Source organism: Mycoplana rhizolycopersici (assembly GCF_013378445.1).
GTDB lineage: Bacteria > Pseudomonadota > Alphaproteobacteria > Rhizobiales > Rhizobiaceae > Mycoplana > Mycoplana rhizolycopersici.
The window spans coordinates 67,046-86,791 of the sequence record NZ_JABXYK010000018.1 but is presented as its reverse complement, the minus strand read 5'-3'; the positions used below and the strand labels follow the sequence as shown (position 1 = coordinate 86,791).

The 19,746-nt window shown below is 62.4% G+C and carries 17 protein-coding genes and 5 tRNA genes; 13 read left to right on the top strand and 9 right to left on the bottom strand.

The features are described from left to right. The first annotated feature begins 333 nt into the window (after positions 1-333). Together HV823_RS22305 and HV823_RS22300 are read left to right on the top strand one after the other, a co-directional pair. Positions 334-639, top strand: coding sequence for an ETC complex I subunit (locus HV823_RS22305; RefSeq protein WP_176951894.1), 306 nt, complete (start codon positions 334-336; stop codon positions 637-639). Positions 640-656: 17 nt separating this feature from the next. Next, positions 657-733: transfer RNA gene (locus HV823_RS22300), tRNA-Arg, on the top strand. A 44-nt stretch (positions 734-777) separates the two neighbouring features. On the opposite strand, the gene HV823_RS22295 is transcribed toward HV823_RS22300, so the two are convergent. From HV823_RS22295 to HV823_RS22275, 5 genes are all read right to left on the bottom strand, one after another. Continuing rightward, positions 778-1,965 carry an IS481 family transposase gene (locus tag HV823_RS22295; protein ID WP_176951893.1) on the bottom strand — a complete coding sequence of 396 codons (1,188 nt, stop codon included), beginning with the start codon at positions 1,963-1,965 and terminating at the stop codon, positions 778-780. 471 nt (positions 1,966-2,436) lie between these two features. Continuing rightward, positions 2,437-3,606, bottom strand: a complete 1,170-nt coding sequence (locus tag HV823_RS22290; protein WP_176951892.1) for an alginate lyase family protein — start codon at positions 3,604-3,606, stop codon at positions 2,437-2,439. 39 nt (positions 3,607-3,645) lie between these two features. After that, positions 3,646-3,897 (bottom strand): hypothetical protein, encoded by a 252-nt coding sequence (locus tag HV823_RS22285; protein ID WP_097138331.1) that lies wholly within the window; start codon positions 3,895-3,897, stop codon positions 3,646-3,648. Between the two features lie 93 nt (positions 3,898-3,990). Further along, on the bottom strand, positions 3,991-4,491 hold the full coding sequence (locus HV823_RS22280; protein ID WP_176951891.1) for a DUF192 domain-containing protein: 501 nt from the start codon (positions 4,489-4,491) through the stop codon (positions 3,991-3,993). Then, positions 4,491-5,069: a cold-shock protein gene (locus HV823_RS22275; protein WP_176951890.1), complete on the bottom strand. Its 579-nt coding sequence runs from the start codon at positions 5,067-5,069 to the stop codon at positions 4,491-4,493. The genes HV823_RS22280 and HV823_RS22275 overlap by 1 nt, the downstream gene beginning before the upstream one ends. A gap of 201 nt (positions 5,070-5,270) precedes the next feature. Here HV823_RS22275 and HV823_RS22270 point away from each other — a divergent pair, with 201 nt between their 5' ends. The 6 genes from HV823_RS22270 to HV823_RS22245 all read left to right on the top strand — a co-directional run bounded on the left by HV823_RS22270 (position 5,271) and on the right by HV823_RS22245 (position 8,521). Then, the gene (locus HV823_RS22270; RefSeq protein ID WP_176951889.1) at positions 5,271-5,711 is read left to right on the top strand and encodes a VOC family protein; all 441 of its coding nucleotides are present in this window, start codon (positions 5,271-5,273) and stop codon (positions 5,709-5,711) included. A 369-nt stretch (positions 5,712-6,080) separates the two neighbouring features. Beyond that, entirely contained in the window at positions 6,081-7,346 is a 1,266-nt protein-coding gene (locus HV823_RS22265; RefSeq protein ID WP_176951888.1) for a YcbK family protein, read from the top strand. Positions 7,347-7,676: 330 nt separating this feature from the next. Beyond that, positions 7,677-7,751 (top strand) — tRNA-Glu (locus tag HV823_RS22260). A gap of 150 nt (positions 7,752-7,901) precedes the next feature. Further along, a tRNA-Glu gene (locus HV823_RS22255) sits at positions 7,902-7,976 on the top strand. A gap of 284 nt (positions 7,977-8,260) precedes the next feature. Beyond that, positions 8,261-8,335 (top strand) — tRNA-Glu (locus tag HV823_RS22250). Positions 8,336-8,446: 111 nt separating this feature from the next. Next, a tRNA-Glu gene (locus HV823_RS22245) sits at positions 8,447-8,521 on the top strand. A gap of 56 nt (positions 8,522-8,577) precedes the next feature. Here the strand turns inward: HV823_RS22245 and recJ are convergent. The 4 genes from recJ to HV823_RS22225 form a co-directional block, all read right to left on the bottom strand. Then, positions 8,578-10,377, bottom strand: coding sequence for a single-stranded-DNA-specific exonuclease RecJ (gene recJ, locus HV823_RS22240; protein WP_176951887.1), 1,800 nt, complete (start codon positions 10,375-10,377; stop codon positions 8,578-8,580). 68 nt (positions 10,378-10,445) lie between these two features. Then, positions 10,446-11,768: a homoserine dehydrogenase gene (locus HV823_RS22235; protein ID WP_176951886.1), complete on the bottom strand. Its 1,323-nt coding sequence runs from the start codon at positions 11,766-11,768 to the stop codon at positions 10,446-10,448. Positions 11,769-11,831: 63 nt separating this feature from the next. Continuing rightward, complete coding sequence (locus HV823_RS22230; RefSeq protein ID WP_097138316.1) at positions 11,832-13,049, bottom strand: LL-diaminopimelate aminotransferase; 1,218 nt, start codon at positions 13,047-13,049, stop codon at positions 11,832-11,834. A 178-nt stretch (positions 13,050-13,227) separates the two neighbouring features. Beyond that, complete coding sequence (locus tag HV823_RS22225) at positions 13,228-13,572, bottom strand: SHOCT domain-containing protein (RefSeq protein ID WP_176951885.1); 345 nt, start codon at positions 13,570-13,572, stop codon at positions 13,228-13,230. Between the two features lie 95 nt (positions 13,573-13,667). Here HV823_RS22225 and phaC point away from each other — a divergent pair, with 95 nt between their 5' ends. The 5 genes from phaC (at position 13,668) to sthA (ending at position 19,701) form a co-directional block, all read left to right on the top strand. Beyond that, a complete protein-coding gene (gene phaC, locus HV823_RS22220; protein ID WP_176951884.1) occupies positions 13,668-15,584 on the top strand; it encodes a poly(3-hydroxyalkanoate) polymerase subunit PhaC in 1,917 nt (638 codons plus the stop codon). Positions 15,585-15,701: 117 nt separating this feature from the next. Next, positions 15,702-16,418, top strand: coding sequence for a DNA/RNA nuclease SfsA (sfsA, locus tag HV823_RS22215; protein ID WP_176951883.1), 717 nt, complete (start codon positions 15,702-15,704; stop codon positions 16,416-16,418). Positions 16,419-16,447: 29 nt separating this feature from the next. After that, positions 16,448-17,275, top strand: coding sequence for a type I methionyl aminopeptidase (gene map, locus HV823_RS22210; RefSeq protein WP_176951882.1), 828 nt, complete (start codon positions 16,448-16,450; stop codon positions 17,273-17,275). A 6-nt stretch (positions 17,276-17,281) separates the two neighbouring features. Further along, the gene (gene radC, locus HV823_RS22205; protein ID WP_176951881.1) at positions 17,282-18,133 is read left to right on the top strand and encodes a RadC family protein; all 852 of its coding nucleotides are present in this window, start codon (positions 17,282-17,284) and stop codon (positions 18,131-18,133) included. A gap of 155 nt (positions 18,134-18,288) precedes the next feature. Next, positions 18,289-19,701 (top strand): Si-specific NAD(P)(+) transhydrogenase, encoded by a 1,413-nt coding sequence (gene sthA, locus HV823_RS22200; protein WP_176951880.1) that lies wholly within the window; start codon positions 18,289-18,291, stop codon positions 19,699-19,701. Positions 19,702-19,746 lie beyond the last annotated feature (45 nt).

Below are 19,746 nucleotides of genomic sequence, written 5' to 3'. Positions count from 1 at the left end.
TTGAGACGATCGCCACAATGAGTGATGATCAGCTCATCAACTTGCCTGCTGCAAGTTGACCCGTTCCCGGCCCTGTCCGGAAAGCTCGAGGATCGCCCGAGCTACACCACTCCCTGGGACATCATCAGCGCGCTGAACCGTTGAAATGCTCCCATGCCAGTGCTATGGGTCCCGCACGCGGGGCGCGCCTGTGCGGATTGCAGTCGTCGAAGATCGAAGTGGCTCGGTTCGTTGGTTTTCCCCTGCCCTGACATTTGCCGTTTACCGATTCTGCGCTATGCATGGGCAGTGCCGGTGCGGCACGAAATCGAACCTGCTGGAGACAGAATACCGATGTCCGCGAAGATCTACCGTCCCGCCAAGACCGCTATGCAGTCCGGCAAGGCGAAAACGCATCGCTGGGTTCTGGAGTTCGACCAGGAACGCGCCCGCACGATCGATCCGATCATGGGCTACACGAGTTCCGGCGACATGCGCCAGCAGGTGAAGCTCACATTCGAGACCTGTGAGCTGGCGGTCGCCTATGCCGAACGCAACGGACTGGAATATCGTGTGATCGAGCCGCACGACGCGACGCGCAAGAAGGTCGCCTACCCCGACAATTTTCGTTTCAACCGCATGCAGCCCTGGACCCACTGACCCGGCCTGCCGGCAACGGCCCCTTAGCTCAGCTGGATAGAGCAACTGCCTTCTAAGCAGTAGGTCGCAGGTTCGAATCCTGCAGGGGTCGCCATTAAAATCATTGTCCATACCGGAGACATAGGTACCGGCTTGTACCTATGACATGGGTGACAACCTCGTGCCGAACGGGTTGTCGATGGCTTGCAAAGTCCTCTGTTCCAGGTCGATATATCCCAGATCATAGTGCATGAAGCTGACGAGCCAAATGCCGTCATCGACTTCTCTTATTCCCAGTCTCTGCCCTGCCATGACGATCGAGATGTTGATCTTCTTTCGGTACATGCAGATGCGCCCGCAATTGGTGACAAGCGCGTCCCTGTCGTGGAAAGGGTAGTTGATGTCAGGCAGGCCGGTATAGGCTTTGGACGATGCGCAATAGACGTCTGCCGGGCTCTTCATGGCCAGTGCCTCATGCGGACGTTCCCTATTGAATTCGTTGACGAAGCTGTCGAAACGGACCTGCTGCTGCAGCATGTTCATCTGGGGCGGGCGCGTGGCTTCCTTTTTGAGTGTCAGATGCATGCGTTCGTGCCGGCCGTTCTGTTGCGGGTGGCCCGGCCTGATGCGCTCGATGGCAATGCCGAGCCTCAACCACCAGACAGAGAGCTTCGACAGATTATAGAGGCCGTTCGGACTGGCGAAGGGGACGCCGTTGTCGCTTCTGATCGCGCTCGGCAGGCCACGCTCGGCAAACAGCCGGCGAAAGGCCTCGAAGACGGCGGCTTCCTTCGTCGATTCGAAAGCCTCGCAGGCAAGAAGATAGCGCGAGGCCTGGTCGGTGACCGTCAAAGGGTAACAGTAGCGACCGTTGCCGAGCTTGAACTCACCCTTGAAATCGACACACCAGAGTTCGTTCGGCGCAAGTGGATGTGAAAGCGCCGTGCCTTCGGCCTTGCTGCGACAACGCCTGCGGGCATGGGTAACCAACCCGTGGCGATCGAGGATGGCATGCACGGTACTCGTCGAAGGGATGCGCAGGTCGCCGGCGAGCCTGCGGACCAGCAACTCCCTGATCTTGCGCGCTCCCCAATGCGGCTTGTCCTTCTTCGAAGACACGATCAGCGCCTCGACCTGAGCCGGCAACTGGTTGGCATATCGAACCGGACGCCGCGACCGATCCGTCAGTGCCTCCAGACCGTCATCCTTGTAGCGGTTGAAAATCTTGTATCCGGTTTTACGCGAGATGCCGAACTCCCGGCACACATCGCTCATCCCTTCGCCCTCAAGCAGACGGGCGACAAAGCGTAGACGTTCCTCCATCACCGAAGTCTCTCTCCACGGCATCAACACCTCCCGCAAAGCGAAAAGTGTTACCCATGTCTCCGGTACAAAACGTCACCTATCTCTCAGGTCGGACACAATGGGTTAGGGATTCCCTGCCCCTTTTGTCATGCCCAACAGCATTCCGCATTTTACGCTGATTTTCCGGCCTGTCCTTCGCGCACAGAAAAGCCCGTCTCCATCGCTGGAAAGGGGCTCAATTCGGAACTGGCGAAACAGCCGCGCAAACCGCCAGCCATTGTACGGTGCACGCCCAAGCGTTGTAAACGGCGACTCCCTGAAGGATTGTGCACACGTCAAGCGGGTGCGCGATGGTCGCAGCTGCACGCTCTGCGCCGTCGGCGATGGCCCGCCCTTACCGCAAGCCCGCGCTTGCTCACGAAAAGACGGTAGCTGACGACGGAAGGTTGGTCGCCCCTCATCGACACTCCGGCGGTTCGGAGGCGTTCCCTCCGAACCGCCGGTGGTCACTTGTTATTGAACGCCCGCGCCATGGGTTACGTCGGCGGCCTCGGGGAACAGGCCAGACATGCGCTGAGGCACCGTCGACATCGCCTTGTCCAGTTGCTTCAGCGGCGCCTTGTTGTCGTTGGCGTATATCTTTTTCGCAATCGGCGCGTAGCCGTCGATCAGGCGACCGGTGCGGCAGTCGCGGGCGTCCGTTCCGTCGGTCAGGGCGCGCGCCATGTATTCGATTCCGCTGGCGAGCATCGGCTCGTTGTTGCCCGGACGCCTGGCATTGAGCAATGTGCTCTTGCCCGACTGGTTCATCTCGATCTGCGCTGCCTGGGTCAGGCCGATAAGCGAATACTGCGGATGGATGCAGTCGCTCTTGCGCAATTCCTTGACCTCACCGTCATCGGAGATGATCTGCGGCATCAGATTGCGCGCACGCGCCAGCCCGGCCTCGTAGAGCCGCCTGTCGTCATTGAAGACGCCGATCGACATGTCGGCAAGCGCGGTCGCAACGCCCTGATTGTCGACGCGGTCACGCGCCTCGCCGATTTCGCGGTGCAGGCGCCCCAGAAATTTGCGGAACTTCTTGACGTCGCGATCCCGCCATTCCGGTCCCGGATTTCCATAGGGATGCTTGTAATAGAGAATGATTTCGGCCGCATTCGCCCAGATCGGCACGGCCCATGCCGCTTCCAGCCGGATCTGTCCCTTCCATGTCCCCTTCTCCCGATCCAGAGCAACGAACTTGTCTGACCAGGCGTTCATGATCTCGATCGACTTGGCGCGATACCGGTTGTCGCCGGTCTTGACCCAGCGCAGCGCCGTGAAATAGGCCGCGATCATGTCGTTGCGGAAGCGTCGCTCCATCGGATTCATGCCGCGCGCGGTGACGATCACATAGTCCATCGGCGCCGGCTGGTAGTCGACCGAGAAGCGCTTGTCCTTGTCGAGTAGGTCGTAGTAGCTCTGCTTGCGGTCAGAGGCCCGGCTTTCCTTTTCCAGCCGCGACAACGCGTTGAGGCGACTGCCGGAATTGATCAGACCCGGATGCTTGAATTCCGCCGCAAAGGCATTCGCCGCAAATATGACGGCGACGAACAACGTCAAGATGGCGTGGGAGGTGCGAAGGATCATCGAGGTCTCTGCCTTGTCGTTACCGCTTTTCATGCTGACGGCAAAATGGTGCATCCAGCCCCGTCTGCCGCATATCGGATCGGGCCGGGTCGCCTAGGACGGCTCGCCTCCCGGAGGATAGTAGGTCTTTTGCCGGAACGCGAACACATTGCCGCAACGGCAACGCACCATGAACTTGGCCGGATCGTTCGACGGACGCTCGACGGAAAAACCGGCCGGCATTTCGTCGACCTGAAAGCCGGGGTTCTTGCGTCGCGGATCGTCGTCCTCCGAAGCCTCGGCAAACCCGCTACGGCCGCATTTCGAACATTCGAGCTTCCTGGAATACCGATCGCGCGCCGCCATTTCCGTCCTCACTGCCATATCGTTCGGCCGCCTCTTACAGGGATTCGGCCGCCGGCGAAAATGTAACAATGCCGTGATGACGCGCCGCGGGCGTCAAGGTGTCTCGCCAACCTTGCGAATGACCGGGCTTTCGACCGTGTCGCCGGTGCGGATGCCGAGCTTGCGGACCGTTCCGCCGTTCAGTTCGAGGACGTAGGCGACCGGCACGCGCGAATCGATGATCGCCTCCGAAAGCGGCTTGGCGTTTTCACGGATCGTGCGGATCGTGCCCTTGCCGTCGATGAAAAGCATATCCAGCGGCAGATAGGTGTTCTTCATCCACATCAGGACCTGGCGGGTTTCGCCAAAGTCGAAAAGCATGCCGCGATCGGGTCCCATTTCACGCCGGTTCATCAGGCCCTGCGAGCGCTGACGCGGCGTCAGCGCCAATTCCACGGTAAAGGCGTGCCGGAGGCCTTTTGCCGTGACGATGGTCAGCGGCCCTTGCTGGAAGCTCTCGTCGGCTTTCGCGACACTTGCGCCGACCAGCAACAAAAAAAGCGCCACGAGGACGCTGCCGATGCGGGAAAGAGACGAGTGGGGCCGGGCAGCCATCAATGTGCCCGGTTGCCCGGAAGCGGATTGTCGGGATGGATTTCCGCAGCCATCAGGCCCTTCTCGCCGTCGCCGAAGCGCACCAGAACGACCTGGCCGGGACGCAGCTCGGTGAGCCCGAAACGGCGCAGCGTCTCCATGTGGATGAAGATGTCTTCCGTCCCCTCGCCGCGCGTGAGGAAGCCGAAACCCTTTGTCCGGTTGAACCATTTGACCAGCACGCGCTCGAGCCCACTGGACGGGGTCACCTGCACATGGGTCTTGACCGGCGGCATCTGCGAGGGATGCACCGCGGTCGACTGGTCCATCGAGAGGATGCGGAATGCCTGGTAGCCGCGCTCGCGGCGCTGGATGAGGGCGACGACGCGCGTTCCTTCCAGCACGGTCTGGTGACCGTCGCGCCGCAGGCAGGTGACGTGAACCAGCACGTCCTGCATGCCGTTATCGGGGACGATAAAACCGAAGCCCTTGGCGACGTCGAACCATTTGATCACGCCGGTAATCTCGATCAGATCGACGGCATCGCCACCCTGCTCATCTTGCTGTGCGACGTCCTTCGTCGAAATCCTGTCCGCCATGATCTGCTCAGCCCCTCGATTACGCGTCACATGAATTACGGTTAACTGATTCTTGAAGATCAGAATAACATCGTCCCATTACGATTGGGCAAGCCTCCGTAAAAAGTTTTGCCCGATCCCCTTATAGCCGCCGAGGCTTGCCTCTGGCTGGCAAACTCCTATCTTCCCGCGCAGATTCGTTCTTTCGACGAGGATACCAAGATGCGCTTTCTCCACACGATGGTCCGGGTAAACAATCTCGAGCAGTCGCTGCATTTCTATTGCGACCTGTTCGGGCTGGTCGAAACGCGACGCATAGACAACGAGAAGGGACGCTTCACCCTGATCTTTCTCGCTGCGGCCGAGGACGTGGAAAGTGTGAAGCAGAATGCCGCGCCCTGTATCGAACTGACGCACAACTGGGACCCAGAGGAATACACCGGCGGTCGCAACTTCGGACACCTCGCCTATGAGGTCGACGACATCTACGGTTTCTGCCAGCACCTGATGGACAACGGTATCACGATCAATCGACCGCCGCGCGACGGCCACATGGCATTCGTCCGGTCGCCGGACGGGATCTCTATCGAAATCCTGCAGAAGGGCGCGAACCTGGCCCCGGCCGAGCCCTGGGCCTCGATGCCGAACACCGGTAGCTGGTAAGCCTCACGCAACGCCCGGCCGCTAGGACCGGTGACGGAACGCACGCCGTTGCGGACGGATCGCGCTGAAAGTTCGCCTATTCTGGGTGGCGGCGCCGTCTTTTTGCAATGATTGCGCTCAAATGACCACGGTTTCGCCGCCTTTTGCCCGAATTGTGGGCGCCGGCGGCGGAGACTTTTCTCGGGGGAGGAGATACAGCGCCGCTCCGACGCTATTGTCAGGGCAATCTCAGACACCGTCCGCAGTGCGCGGGTGGCGGGAAGATGTCGCTTCCGGATGGGAGCTGACTTTTTTCCGAATGCGGGCAGGCCCTCCCTCGGGCTGGCCGCCAGAATGAATCGGGGATCCAATTTGCTGTTCACACGCAGAATGGGCGACAAACTCAACGTAATGCAAAGCGGCCTGCTGATCGCGGTATCCGCCTTGGCACTCTCGGGCTGCGTCTCGGCAACGGGCGACATGCGCTCCGATGACGACGGTTCGGCGCCGGACGCTGCCGTCCTGCAGACCGCCCGGCCCGGCGGTGACGAACAGACGGTGTCCGATTATCGCGATCCCATGGTAACAGCCGGCCGTTCGGACGGCGAAGGTACGCCAGCAGGCACGCAGAAGACCGCAGGCGACGGAGATACACCGGCCAATCTCGGCGACGTCATCATGCAGCCGGCCCAGGTGAAAGCCAACCAGACGAGCATCTACGCGTCCGCGGCGGCGCAGCCGTCCGGAGCGATCGCCGGCACCCCGAGCGCGAGCCCGACAATCGGCAACCTCTACGGCACCAATCCGACGACCAGCGCCGGAGAGGATACGCCGACGGGCTCCGTCCCCCCTTCCCTTTCCGACGAAGAGGCATCTCTGGTGCCGGACCGCGTGCCGCTGCCGACGAGCGTGCGTTCCGCGCTTGCCGCCGAACCCGGGCAGAGTGCCGCCGCGCAGGCAATCGCGCAGGCACAGCCGGGTGTTGCGCCCGGCGCGATTCCGCAAGGGCAGCCTGCTGACAACGACACCGGCAAGCCGTTGACGCTTGCGGCCCTCTTCGCGTCGAAGCGGAAATCTCCGGCCGCCGTCGAAAACGACAAAACGACGAGCCAGAAGCCGCGTATGCTCAGCCGGGAGACGGCCGGTTCCTACCAGACGGCGTCCCTCGGCCAGCCCTCCCTGCCCGGCGTTGCAACCGCTGTGACGGCAGCACCCAACGATCATTCCGAGGTTGAGGAAGACGGACCGGATGACGCCGGCGCAGACAACGGCGTTACCGAGGTCGCCTCGCTTGCAGGACTGGCACGGCTATCTCCCAATGGCCTCTGGCTGCAGACTGAGAAGGTCAATACCGGCTGCTTCAAGCCGCAATTGCTTGCAACGCTCAAGTCGATCGAGCAGCACTACGGCAAGCCGGTCATCGTCACGTCCGGCGTCCGTCCGATAAAGGGCAACCGGGCCAAGCAGTCGCTGCATACGCGCTGCGAAGCCGCAGACATCCAGATCGCCGGCGTCAGCCGCTGGGAACTGGCGGAATATCTTCGCTCCATGCCCGGCCGCGGCGGCGTCGGCACCTACTGCCATACGGAATCGGTGCATATCGACATCGGTCCGGAGCGCGACTGGAACTGGAGATGCCGCGGCAAGCGGAAATAGCGTCGGCGTAGCGAAGCGCCGCGCCGTCGCGGCAGATGTCCTGCCTCACTCGCGAAGACCCAGCAGATCCGTTCGGTTCCGATCCAGGCAGGATCCCCCTTTTCGCGGGCTCTCTGCCTGTCAGGGCGATCGATGGAAATCATCTGTCATGCTGGTGGATGGCCGCCCGTCCGGCACCGGCGGGCCGGATCAACCAGAGGCCTAACATATTGAAATAAAACAGTTATATCTTGCTCTGCGCGACAGCCTTACGCATGTGAAGATTTTTTGACATTTGCGGCGATTGGCGCTTGCCGAACCGGGATTCGCCCTCTATAAACCGCCCCGCACGCGCCCTTCGTCTATCGGTTAGGACGTCAGATTTTCATTCTGAAAAGAGGGGTTCGACTCCCCTAGGGCGTGCCACTTTCTTCCAGTAAGCGCTTGATTTCATGTCCATACTCGCGATGGCGCTTTTCCCGTTCCGTGCCATTTTGACCTGTGAATAAATTCGCCACGGCGCTATTTTTCACCTTGCGCAAACAGGCTCGCCTGAGTAGAAGACGCCCATCGCACGCGCCCTTCGTCTATCGGTTAGGACGTCAGATTTTCATTCTGAAAAGAGGGGTTCGACTCCCCTAGGGCGTGCCATCCCTCCCCAGACAAGCACCGCTGTTTGCTTCGCTCGGTTCCTGCGGAAGCGATCTCGCGCGGATTGATCGGCGCTCCCCCTCTTTGCGGTTGTCGACGCCCGCTCACATATTTCCAACTAATCCCGCCAGCGCGGCAAGCGCGGCCGCCATCGCCTTCGGGAATGCGCACCGGTGCAAACCGGCCGACATATGGCTCATCCACAGCAACCGAAAAAATTTGCCAAATCATCATTTTACGTCTTGCGCACAGCCGCCCCCCTGAGTAGAAGACGCCCACCGCACGCGCCCTTCGTCTATCGGTTAGGACGTCAGATTTTCATTCTGAAAAGAGGGGTTCGACTCCCCTAGGGCGTGCCACCCTCCTTCGTCGCACAAGTTTTGTTTTTCGGTCGAGAGCTCGAAGTTTCGGCTGCGTAAGCGCTGACCTTGCCGTGCGAATCGCAAGGCCCTATATTTCAAGGACCGAAGGCGCCCATCGTCTAGCGGTCAGGACATCGCCCTCTCAAGGCGAAAACACGGGTTCGATTCCCGTTGGGCGTACCACTCTGTCTCCGACTCATTCTCAGCGAAAACCGCATCACACTTTTCCGGGAATCGCCCTAGAAAGCCTCGGCCGCATCGCTCACGCGGAACTGGACGCGCCGGCTTCCCTGCCATTGGTCGGCGGAGACCGAGCCGGCCACGTGCATGAGTTGCCCGCGGCGGGCGAGGCAGAAGGCGCCGAGCGGAGCGTCGACGGCGCGAAACGCCATGGCTTCGATCCGGCCCCGGTCGGGCCCTTCCAGCGTCAGTTTGAGATGGTTCACGCCGACCTGGCGCGCATCCAGCAGGCGATGGGCAGCAAGCGCGAAGACGGGTTGCGGATGGGCGGAGCCGTACGGGCCTGCCTGCTCCAGCTGGTCGGCCAGCGCGATCGTCGTGCCTGAGGCCGACAACGCGCCGTCGATCTTCATTGTGCGGGTCGCCGTCAGTTCGCGGACCGTCTTTTCCGCCCGTTCCTCGAAGAAGCTGCGGAGCCTGCCAAGCTGTGCGCGCTCGACCGTCAGGCCGGCCGCCATGCCGTGGCCACCCCCCTTGACGAGTATTCCTTCGTCCACGGCCGCGCGTACCATGCGTCCGAGATCGAAGCCGTTGATCGAGCGGCCGGAGCCGGTACCCTTGCCGTTGGGATCGAAGGCAATGGCAAAAGCGGGCCGGTGGAAGCGATCCTTGAGGCGCGAGGCCAGAAGGCCGACCACACCCGGATGCCAGCCTTCGCGGGCGGTCAGGATGACGGCCGCGCTCTCGCCGGAACCGTATTCGGCACTCGCCTCGGCTTCGGCCTCGGCCAGCATCGCCACTTCGAGCGCCTGGCGCTCGCGGTTCAGACCGTCGAGTTGAATTGCGATTGCCTCGGCCTGCGAGGCATCGTCCAGAGTCAGCAAGCGGCTGCCGAGCGCGGCATCGCCGATGCGCCCGCCGGCATTGATCCGGGGGCCGACCATGAAGCCAAAGTGATAGGGCGTGATCGGCCCACCGATCCCCGCCTGCTTGACGAGCGCGGCCAGTCCCGGATTGCCGAGGTGGCGTGCGGCGACCAGCCCCTTGACGACGTAGGCGCGGTTCAGCCCTTTCAGCGGGACCACATCGCAGACGGTGGCAAGCGCGACGAGATCAAGCATGGCCAGAAGATCCAGTTCGCCCGCACGCGGATCGCGGCGGCGCAGCAGCCTCTGCAGCGCCACCAGCACCAGGAAGACCACGCCGGCAGCGCAGAGGTACCCTAGACCGGAGAGATCGTCCTCTCGGTTCGGGTTCACCAGGGCTGTGCATTTCGGCAGATCCTGCCCGACCTGATGGTGGTCGAGCACGACGACGTCGATGCCGCGTGCGCTTGCATGCGCAACGGAATCAAAACTGGTCGAGCCGCAGTCGACGGTGACGATCAGCCTGGCGCCACGCTCGATCAGCGTGTCGATCGCCTGCGGATTGGGCCCGTAGCCTTCAAAAATGCGATCGGGAATATAGATTTCGCAATCGACGTCGAAATGGCGGAGGAAACGGTAGAGGATGGCAGAGGCGCAGGCACCGTCGACGTCATAGTCCCCGAAGATCGCCACCCTCTCCCGTCGTGCGATCGCGGACGCGATCCGCTCCGCCGCCGCCTCGCAATCCGTCATGCGATAGGGATCGGGCATCAGCCGCCGCAGGGTCGGATCCAGGAACTCCAGCGCCTCGTCATAGCCGACGCCGCGCCCGGCCAGTACGCGGGCGATCAGGTCGGGTATGCCGAGGCTCTGGCTCATCGCCAGCGCCCGGTTCTCGCCCGCCTGATCGAGCCGCGCCAGCCACCTCTGCCCGGTCGCCGATCGCTCGACTCCGAGAAAGGCACGCTGGACGGGATCAACCTCCTGGCTCATCGGTCTCCTTGGCATGCACCGGGGCGGGCACGGGGGAATTTGCGTGACGGCGCGGTACGCGCCTCGGTTCAGGCGGACTTCGGGCGTTCGATGCGGATCACCTGCGGTTCACCGGCAAGATAGCCTTCCCGGGTGATCGCCGCTACCGCGCGCCGGACGCTGTCCTCCATCGTCGCGTGGGTGACAAGGATGATCGTCTTCGGCTCGGCTGCCTCGGTGTGGTGCTTGGAATGCTGCACGATCGATTCCAGCGAGATGCCGTTTTCGGCCATGTGGCCGGCGACGTTGGCAAACACGCCTGCCCTGTCCTCCACCGTCATGCGGATGAAGTAGCCGCCGTGATGCTTGCGGATCTGCGCACGCTTGAAGGGCTCGAGCGTGGCGGCCGGGCGGCCGAGCACCGGCACCATCTGGGCCCCGGGGCGGCTCTTGGCGATATCAGCGATGTCGCCAAGCACGGCGGATGCCGTCGCGTTGCCACCGGCACCAGGCCCCACCATCAAAAGTTCGCCCAGGATGTCGGATTCGATCGCCACGGCGTTGGTCACGCCGTCGACCTGCGCGATCTCCGATTCGATCGGCACCATGGTGGGATGCACACGCTGCTCGATGCCGGTGTCGGTGCGCTGCGCCACGCCCAGAAGCTTGATGCGGTAGCCGAGATCGGCGGCCGCGCGGATGTCGTCGATCGAAATGTTGCTGATGCCTTCGAGATAGATGTCGTCGGCCGCAATCTTGTTGCCGAAGGCGAGCGTCGTCAGGATCGACAGCTTGTGGGCGGTGTCGTTGCCCTCGATGTCGAAGGCCGGATCCGCTTCGGCATAACCCAACCGCTGAGCTTCCTTGAGGCACTCGGCAAAGCTGAGACCTTCCTTCTCCATCTTGGTCAGGATGTAGTTGCAGGTGCCGTTCATGATGCCGTAGACACGCGAAACGGTGTTGCCGGTCAGCGATTCACGCAGCGCCTTGATGACGGGAATGCCGCCGGCGACGGCCGCCTCGTAGTTCAGGAGGCAACCGCGCTCCTCGGCGATGGTGGCAAGTTCCACGCCGTGGGCCGCCAGCAGCGCCTTGTTGGCCGTCACCACATGCACGCCGCGCGAAAGCGCGGTCTTCACGGCGGCGTAGGCCGGATCGCCCGCCCCGCCCATCAGTTCGACGAAGACGTCGATCTGCGAGTTTTCGGCCAGCGCCACGGCATCGTCGAACCACGCGACCCGCGAAAGGTCGATGCCGCGATCGCGCGTGCGATCGCGTGCGCTCACGGCGACGATCTCGATCGGCCGTCCGCATGTCGCCGCCAGGGCCTCCCGGCGCTCGACGAGAATGCGTGCGAGCGAGGCCCCAACGGTCCCCAAGCCCGCTATGCCGATTTTGAGGGCATCAGCCATGATGAAAAGTCCTATCGATGTAAGTTTGCGCCCACCGGCAGAACGCCGGCGGGCGAAGAAGGGTCAGCGGTGCGCGTTGAGCGAGATGACGTTATGCATCGTCTCGTCCGCCGATGACAGGAAGCGCTTGATATTGCGCGCCGCCTGACGGATGCGGTGCTCGTTCTCCACCAGCGCGAGGCGGACATAGTCATCGCCCTGCTCGCCGAAGCCGATGCCGGGCGCCACGGCAACGTCGGCCTTCTCCACCAGAAGCTTGGAGAACTCGAGGCTGCCGAGATGACGGAACTTTTCCGGAATCTTGGCCCAGGCAAACATGGTAGCCGCCGGCGGCGGAACCTCGAAGCCGGCCTTGCCGAACGTGTCGACCATGACGTCGCGGCGACGCTTGTAGATGTTGCGCACCTCGGCAATGTCCGAGCCGTCGCCATTGAGCGCATGGGTGGCAGCGACCTGAATCGGCGTGAACGCACCGTAGTCGAGATAGGACTTCACGCGCGTCAATGCCGCGATCAGGCGCTCGTTGCCGACCGCAAAGCCCATGCGCCAGCCGGGCATGGAGAAGGTCTTGGACATAGAGGTGAACTCGACGGTGATGTCGATCGCGCCCGGAACCTGCAGCACCGACGGCGGCGGCGCGTCGTCGAAATAGATCTCGGAATAGGCGAGATCCGAAAGCACGATGATGTCGTGCTTCTTCGCAAAGGCAACGACGTCCTTGTAGAAATCGAGTGTCGCCACATGCGCGGTCGGGTTCGACGGGTAGTTCAGGATCAGCGCCAGCGGCTTCGGAATCGAGTGGCGCACGGCGCGTTCGAGCGGTCCGAAGAAGCTCTCATCGGGCTCGACCGACAGGGAGCGGATCACACCGCCCGCCATCAGGAAGCCGAAGGCGTGGATCGGATAGGTCGGATTGGGGCAGAGGATCACGTCGCCAGGGGCGGTGATCGCCTGCGCCATGTTGGCGAAGCCTTCCTTCGAACCCAGCGTTGCGACAACCTGGGTATCAGGGTTCAGCTTCACGCCGAAACGACGGGCATAGTAGGAGGCCTGCGCGCGGCGCAGGCCGGGAATGCCCTTCGAGGCGGAATAGCGATGAGTGCGCGGATCCTGGACGACCTCGCAAAGCTTGTCGACGATCGCCTTCGGTGTCGGAAGGTCGGGATTGCCCATGCCAAGGTCGATGATGTCGGCGCCGCCCGCTCGCGCGCTTGCTTTCAAACGGTTGACCTGTTCGAAAACATACGGCGGCAGTCGCCGGACCTTGTGAAACTCTTCCATCTTCGACCTCGTTTGGCGCGACGCAACAGGCGTCCGTCGATCGGACGCTGCGCCCTTTCGCGCGATTCCTTCAGTTCGGATAGGGGCGAATATGTCCGATTTGATGACACTTCGCGCCTCCGAAGCAGTCCATGGGACCATTCAAGCCAATGCGTCCAATCGGAGGCAAAGGCAAGCGCTAATTCTGGATTTCTTTCAGCGCGTCGGGGCCATGATTCGCCGCAAGCGCATCCATCTCGAGCAGCACGCGTCGATACTCGGCGTCCGAGATCGTTCCGGCCCGCCGCTGGGCTGCCAGCGAACTGACGCGTGCGCTGATCTTCTGGGCTTCCTCGTTGCTCATCTGCTGGTTCGCAGCATGTACGGGGGCGGTGATATCGGGATAGGTCGACGAGCGATCGGCACCGGGATTGACCAGTGTGGCTTGCGAGGGCGAACTCGCTGACGTGCATCCGGACATGATCGTGCCGCTCAGACCGCCAATGAGGATCGCAGCAGCCAGTTTTCCGAATTCAAACGCCATTCCCGTCCTGCCCCGCGCAGCAAACCATCCCTCTCCGGTCCGGCCTCATTGCCGCCCGGACGGCCACTCAAAAAGCGCGGCCGGCAAAATGCTTTATGGCCCTTGTAATCTTTTTCCGGCAGGATGTAAAAACGGAACTAACAACAAAATCCGGAGGAAACGGGGTGAGCCAGGACAAGAACGGCGACACGCGCGAGACCACCGGCTTTGGAAGCTTCGACCCCAAGACGATCGAGCCCTACGTCGTCAAGAATCCCGAGGCGCTCGCGGTCAATTTCGCCCGTACCGTGGAACAATTGGGCAAGGCCGCATCTGCCTGGCTGGCGCCGCGCGAACGCGGCGAAAAGGTCGACACGCTCGCCGACCCCGTCGTCGACATGGTCAAGACCCTGTCGAAGGTCTCCGAGTACTGGCTTGCCGATCCTCGCCGCACGCTGGAAGCACAGACGCACCTGCTCGGGAGCTATTTCGGCATCTGGTCGCGCACACTGCAAAAGCTCGCCGGAGAGGACATCGAAGCCCCGGAAGACAAGAGGGCTGCAAGCGACAAGCGATTCGCCGACGAGGACTGGATCAGGAACCCGTTCTTCGACTTCCTTCGACAGGCCTATTTCGTCACGTCGGACTGGGCTGAGAAGATGGTGAGCGAAGCCGAGGGCCTGGACGAGCACACCCGCCACAAGGCCGCGTTCTACATGCGCCAGATCACCAGCGCCATTTCGCCCACCAACTTCGTGACGACCAATCCGCAACTCTATCGCGAGACGGTCGCCAGCAATGGCGAGAACCTTGTGCGCGGCATGCGGATGCTCGCCGAGGACATCGCGGCAGGTCGTGGCGACCTGAAGCTTCGCCAGACCGACACCAGCAAGTTCGCGATCGGGGAGAACCTGGCGATCACGCCGGGCAAGGTCATTGCCCAGAGCGACATCTGCCAGATCATCCAGTACGAGCCGGCAACGGAAGACGTGCTCAAGCGTCCCCTTCTGATCTGCCCGCCGTGGATCAACAAGTTCTACGTCCTCGACCTCAACCCGCAGAAGTCCTTCATCAAGTGGGCCGTCGACCAGGGGCTGACGGTGTTCGTGATCTCCTGGGTCAATCCGGACGAGCGCCATGCCGGCAAGGACTGGGAGGCCTACGCTCGCGAAGGGATCGATTTCGCGCTCGACACGATCAAGCAGGCCTGCGGCGAGGAGGAGGTCAATGCGGTCGGCTATTGCGTCGGCGGCACCCTGCTTGCGGCGACGCTGGCCCTGCATGCGCAGGAAGGCGACAGACGTATCCGCTCCGCCACGCTGTTTACGACGCAGGTGGATTTCACGTTCGCAGGCGATCTGAAGGTGTTTGCGGACGAGGACCAGATCGCAGCGCTCGAGCAGGGCATGGCGGCAGTCGGCTATCTCGAAGGATCGAAGATGGCGACGGCCTTCAACATGCTGCGGGCGTCCGAGCTGATCTGGCCCTATTTCGTCAATAGCTATCTGAAGGGCCAGGACCCCCTGCCCTTCGACCTGCTGTACTGGAATTCCGATTCGACACGCATGCCGGCAGCGAACCATTCCTACTATCTGCGCAACTGCTACCTGAAGAACAGCCTCAGCCGCGGTGAGATGATGCTGGCGGGCAAGAAGCTGTCGTTGAAGGATGTGACGATCCCGATCTACAATCTGGCGACCCGGGAAGACCACATCGCACCCGCCAAGTCGGTCTTCACCGGCAGCAGCGCGTTTGGCGGCGAGGTGACCTATGTGCTCTCGGGCTCCGGCCATATCGCCGGCGTCGTCAATCCGCCCGACAGGATGAAATACCAGTTCTGGACCGGCGGGCCGCCGACCGGCGACTTCGAGGACTGGCTGAAGAAGACGCAGGAAACGCCGGGCTCGTGGTGGCCGCATTGGCGCGCCTGGATCGAGGCGCAGGACGGCCGCAAGGTCCCGGCGAGAAAGCCCGGTGGCTCGCTCAACTCGATCGAGGAAGCTCCGGGCTCCTACGTCCGCGTCCGGGCGTGATCGCCCGGACAAGGTGAAACCGGACATCTCCCCGCCTAAATAGGCATGAGACAGCCAGCCGCGGTCGCCTTCTCCTCTTCGCCCCCTCTTCGACCCACGAGATCCCGCTACCATCCTATGCTCTTCGATCCGCCGCTCATTCCCGCAACGCTTGTGCAGCGCTACAAACGCTTCCTGTTCGACGCCCTCCTGGACGACGGCACGCCGATCACCGGCTCTTGCCCCAATACCGGTTCGATGCGGGGGCTCACGGCACCCGGCTCGCGCATCTGGCTTTCCGAGCACGACGGCGTACGCAAATATCGCCATCGCTTCGAACTGATCGAGGCGGACGATACGGTCGTCGGCATCAATACGGCCCTGCCGAACCGGCTGGCCGAGGAGGCCATTCGCGCCGGCCTTGTCAGCGACCTCGCCCACTATCCGACCCTGCGGCGGGAACAGAAGTACGGTCGCAATTCGCGCATCGACCTGCTGCTCTCGGCGCCCGACCGGCCCATGGCGTATGTGGAGGTGAAGAACGTGCATTATCGCCGCACGGCCGGCGTTGCCGAATTTCCGGACACGGCCACCGTGCGCGGCGCCAAGCATCTGGAGGAACTGGGCGACGTCGTCGAAAGCGGCCATCGCGCGATCATGCTCTACCTCGTCCAGCGCGGCGACTGCGAACGCTTCCGCATCTGCGCCGACCTCGACCCCATCTATGCGGCGGCCTTCAAGCGCGCCATGACGCGCGGCGTCGAAGCCTATGCGGTAAAATGCACGGTTTCGGCGCGCGAAATTCAACCCGATGCGCTGATCGCCATGGACGAAGCCGCCCTCGCTGTTTTATGAAAACTTGAAAAACAATCGAAAGACCGACGATGGTTACCTATATCGAAGCCTTTTCCGCGCCGATGAAGAACACGGGCGTGATTCGCCTCTATGGCAGCGAGGCGTTCGAAGGCATGCGCAGGGCCTGCCAGCTGACGGCGCGCGCGCTCGACGAGATCTACCCGCTGGTCAAGCCCGGCACCTCCACCGACACGCTCGACCGCTTCGTCTTCGAATTCGGCATGGACCACGGCGCACTTCCCGCCACGCTGAACTATCGCGGCTACACCAAGTCCTCCTGCACCTCGATCAATCACGTGGTCTGCCACGGCATTCCGAACGACAAGCCGTTGCGCGAGGGCGATGTCGTCAACATCGACGTCACCTACGTTCTCGACGGATGGCACGGTGATTCCAGCCGCATGTATCCCGTCGGCCAGATCAAGCGCTCGGCGGAGCGGTTGCTCGAAGTGACCTACGAGTGCCTGCTGCGCGGCATCGCCGCCGTCCGGCCGGGCGTTCGCACCGGCGCGATCGGCGAAGCCATCCAGCGCTACGCCGAATCCGAGCGCTGCTCGGTCGTTCGCGACTTCTGCGGACACGGCGTCGGCAAGCTGTTCCACGACGCGCCAAACATCCTGCACTACGGCAGCGCCAACGAAGGGCCGGAACTGAAGGAAGGCATGATCTTCACCATCGAGCCGATGATCAATCTCGGCCGCCCGCATGTGAAGGTTCTGTCGGACGGCTGGACCGCCGTCACGCGCGACCGGTCGCTGTCTGCCCAGTACGAGCATGCCGTCGGCGTCACGGCCGATGGCTGCGAAGTCTTCACCCTTTCGCCCGCCGGTCTCGACCGGCCCGGCCTTCCCGGATAGGACCTCATGGGCAAGCCCCCCGTATCCATTGGCGAAGAGCAAGCGGCCGAAGAGTCGTTGCAAACGTCTTCCGGGTATGGCGGCTCCCTTTTCGACGACGGCGACGAACGTGGTCATTTCGCCGAACGCTCGCCGCGACGCGAGACGATCGTCGGGGCGCAGACACCAGCACCGAAGGAAGCCGCCGAGGCGCATTATCACGGTCATCGCGAGCGCCTGCGCAGCCGCTTCCGCGAACATGGCGAGACGGCACTTGCCGACTACGAGCTTCTGGAGCTGCTTCTGTTTCGCCTGATTCCAAGGCGCGATACGAAGCCGATTGCCAAGGCGCTGCTCGAGCGCTTCGGCACGCTTTCGGGCGTGCTCGGCGCGCCGCCCGCCCTCCTGCAGGAGGTCAAGGGCATCGGCGAAGCGGTGGCGCTCGACCTGAAGCTGATATCGACGGTATCGCAGCGCATGCTGAAGAGCGAACTGCGCAACAAGCAGGTGCTGGGTTCCTGGTCGTCGGTCATCAGCTATTGCCACGCGGCCATGGCGCACGAGAACCGGGAACAGTTTCGCCTGCTGTTTCTGGACAAGCGTAACGTACTGATCGCCGACGAGGTGCAGGGGCGCGGCACGGTCGACCACACACCTGTCTATCCGCGCGAGGTGGTGAAGCGGGCCCTGGAGCTGTCGGCCACTGCCATCATCCTCGTCCACAACCATCCCTCGGGCGATCCGACGCCTTCGCGCGCCGACATCGAGATGACCAAGACGATCATCGACACGGCGCGCCCGCTCGGCATCACCGTGCACGACCACATCATCATCGGCCGCGAAGGGCATGCCAGCCTGAAGGGGCTGCGCCTGATTTAAAGCGCCAGCACCTGCGTTTGCAGAACCATCACTTGTCGAACCGCAAAAATTATCGTGCCGGGATCGCTTTGCGAAGGCTTTGTTAAGCCATCACATTGACGGTATAGATATTGCGGCACCGCAACATAGATTCCTTCCAGCTTTCGGAACTGCACATGCAACAGTTTGATCTCGTCGTCGTCGGCAGTGGCCCCGCAGGACGCAGGGGCGCGATCCAGGCGGCCAAGCTCGGCCACAAGGTTCTCGTCATCGAACAGGGCAAGCGCGTCGGCGGCGTCTCCGTGCACACCGGCACGATCCCGTCCAAGACGCTGCGCGAGACGGCGCTGAACCTGACCGGCTGGCGCGAGCGCGGCTTCTACGGCCGCGCCTACCGCGTGAAGGAGGAAATCAGCGCCGAGGACCTGCGCCGCCGCCTGCTTATCACGCTCGACCACGAGGTCGAGGTGCTCGAGCATCAGTTCGCCCGCAACCGGGTCCAGCTCATTCGCGGCAAGGCCAGCTTCCTTGCGCCCGACACGCTCGAAGTCGTCAAGGACGACGGCGAAATCCTCCATGTCAACGGCAAGAGCATCATGCTTGCGGTCGGCACCAAGCCTTATCGCCCCGCCAGCATTCCCTTCGACGGCAAGGCGATCCTCGACAGCGACGAACTGCTGGAGATCGAAGAGCTGCCGCGTTCGCTGGCGGTCATCGGCGCGGGCGTCATCGGCATCGAATATGCGACGATCTTCAGCGCGCTTGACGCGCAGGTCACCGTGATCGATCCCAAGTCGACGATCCTCGATTTCATCGATCGCGAGATCGTCGAGGACTTCACCTACCAGCTGCGCGACCGGAACATGAAGCTTTTGCTCGGCACCAAGGCGGAGAAGATCGAGAAGCTCGACAGCGGAAAATGCTCCATCACCCTCGACAACGGCCGCGTCGTCGTCACCGACATGGTGCTCTATGCTGCCGGCCGCATGGGCGCGACCGATACGCTGAACCTTGCCGCTGCGGGGCTCGAGGCGGACGACCGCGGACGGCTCAAGGTCAATCTTGAAACCTTCCAGACGGCAGTGCCGAACATCTATGCCGCCGGCGACGTCGTCGGCTTCCCCAGCCTCGCCTCGACATCGATGGAACAGGGCCGTATTGCTGCGCGCGTTGCCGTCGGGGCGATGGCCAAGGAGCCGCAGAAATATTTCCCCTACGGTATCTATGCCGTACCGGAAATCTCGACCTGCGGGTTGACCGAGGAGGAAGTGAAGGAGCGCGGCATTCCCTATGAATGCGGCATCGCCCGTTTCCGTGAGACATCGCGCGGCCACATCATGGGCCTCGATTCCGGGTTGCTGAAACTGATCTTCTCCTTGAAGACGCGCCGCCTGCTTGGGGTCCACATCGTCGGCGAAGGCGCGACCGAACTGGTCCATATCGGCCAGGCCGTGTTGAACCTGAAGGGCACGGTCGAATATTTCGTCGAGAACACCTTCAATTACCCGACGCTCGCCGAAGCCTACAAGATCGCCGGACTCGACGCCTGGAACCGGATGGGTGAGATCAAGGCGGCAGTAGCCAAATAGTCCGCGGTAGCGGTAGCTCAGATATGGCGGAGCCCCGGGTCAAAG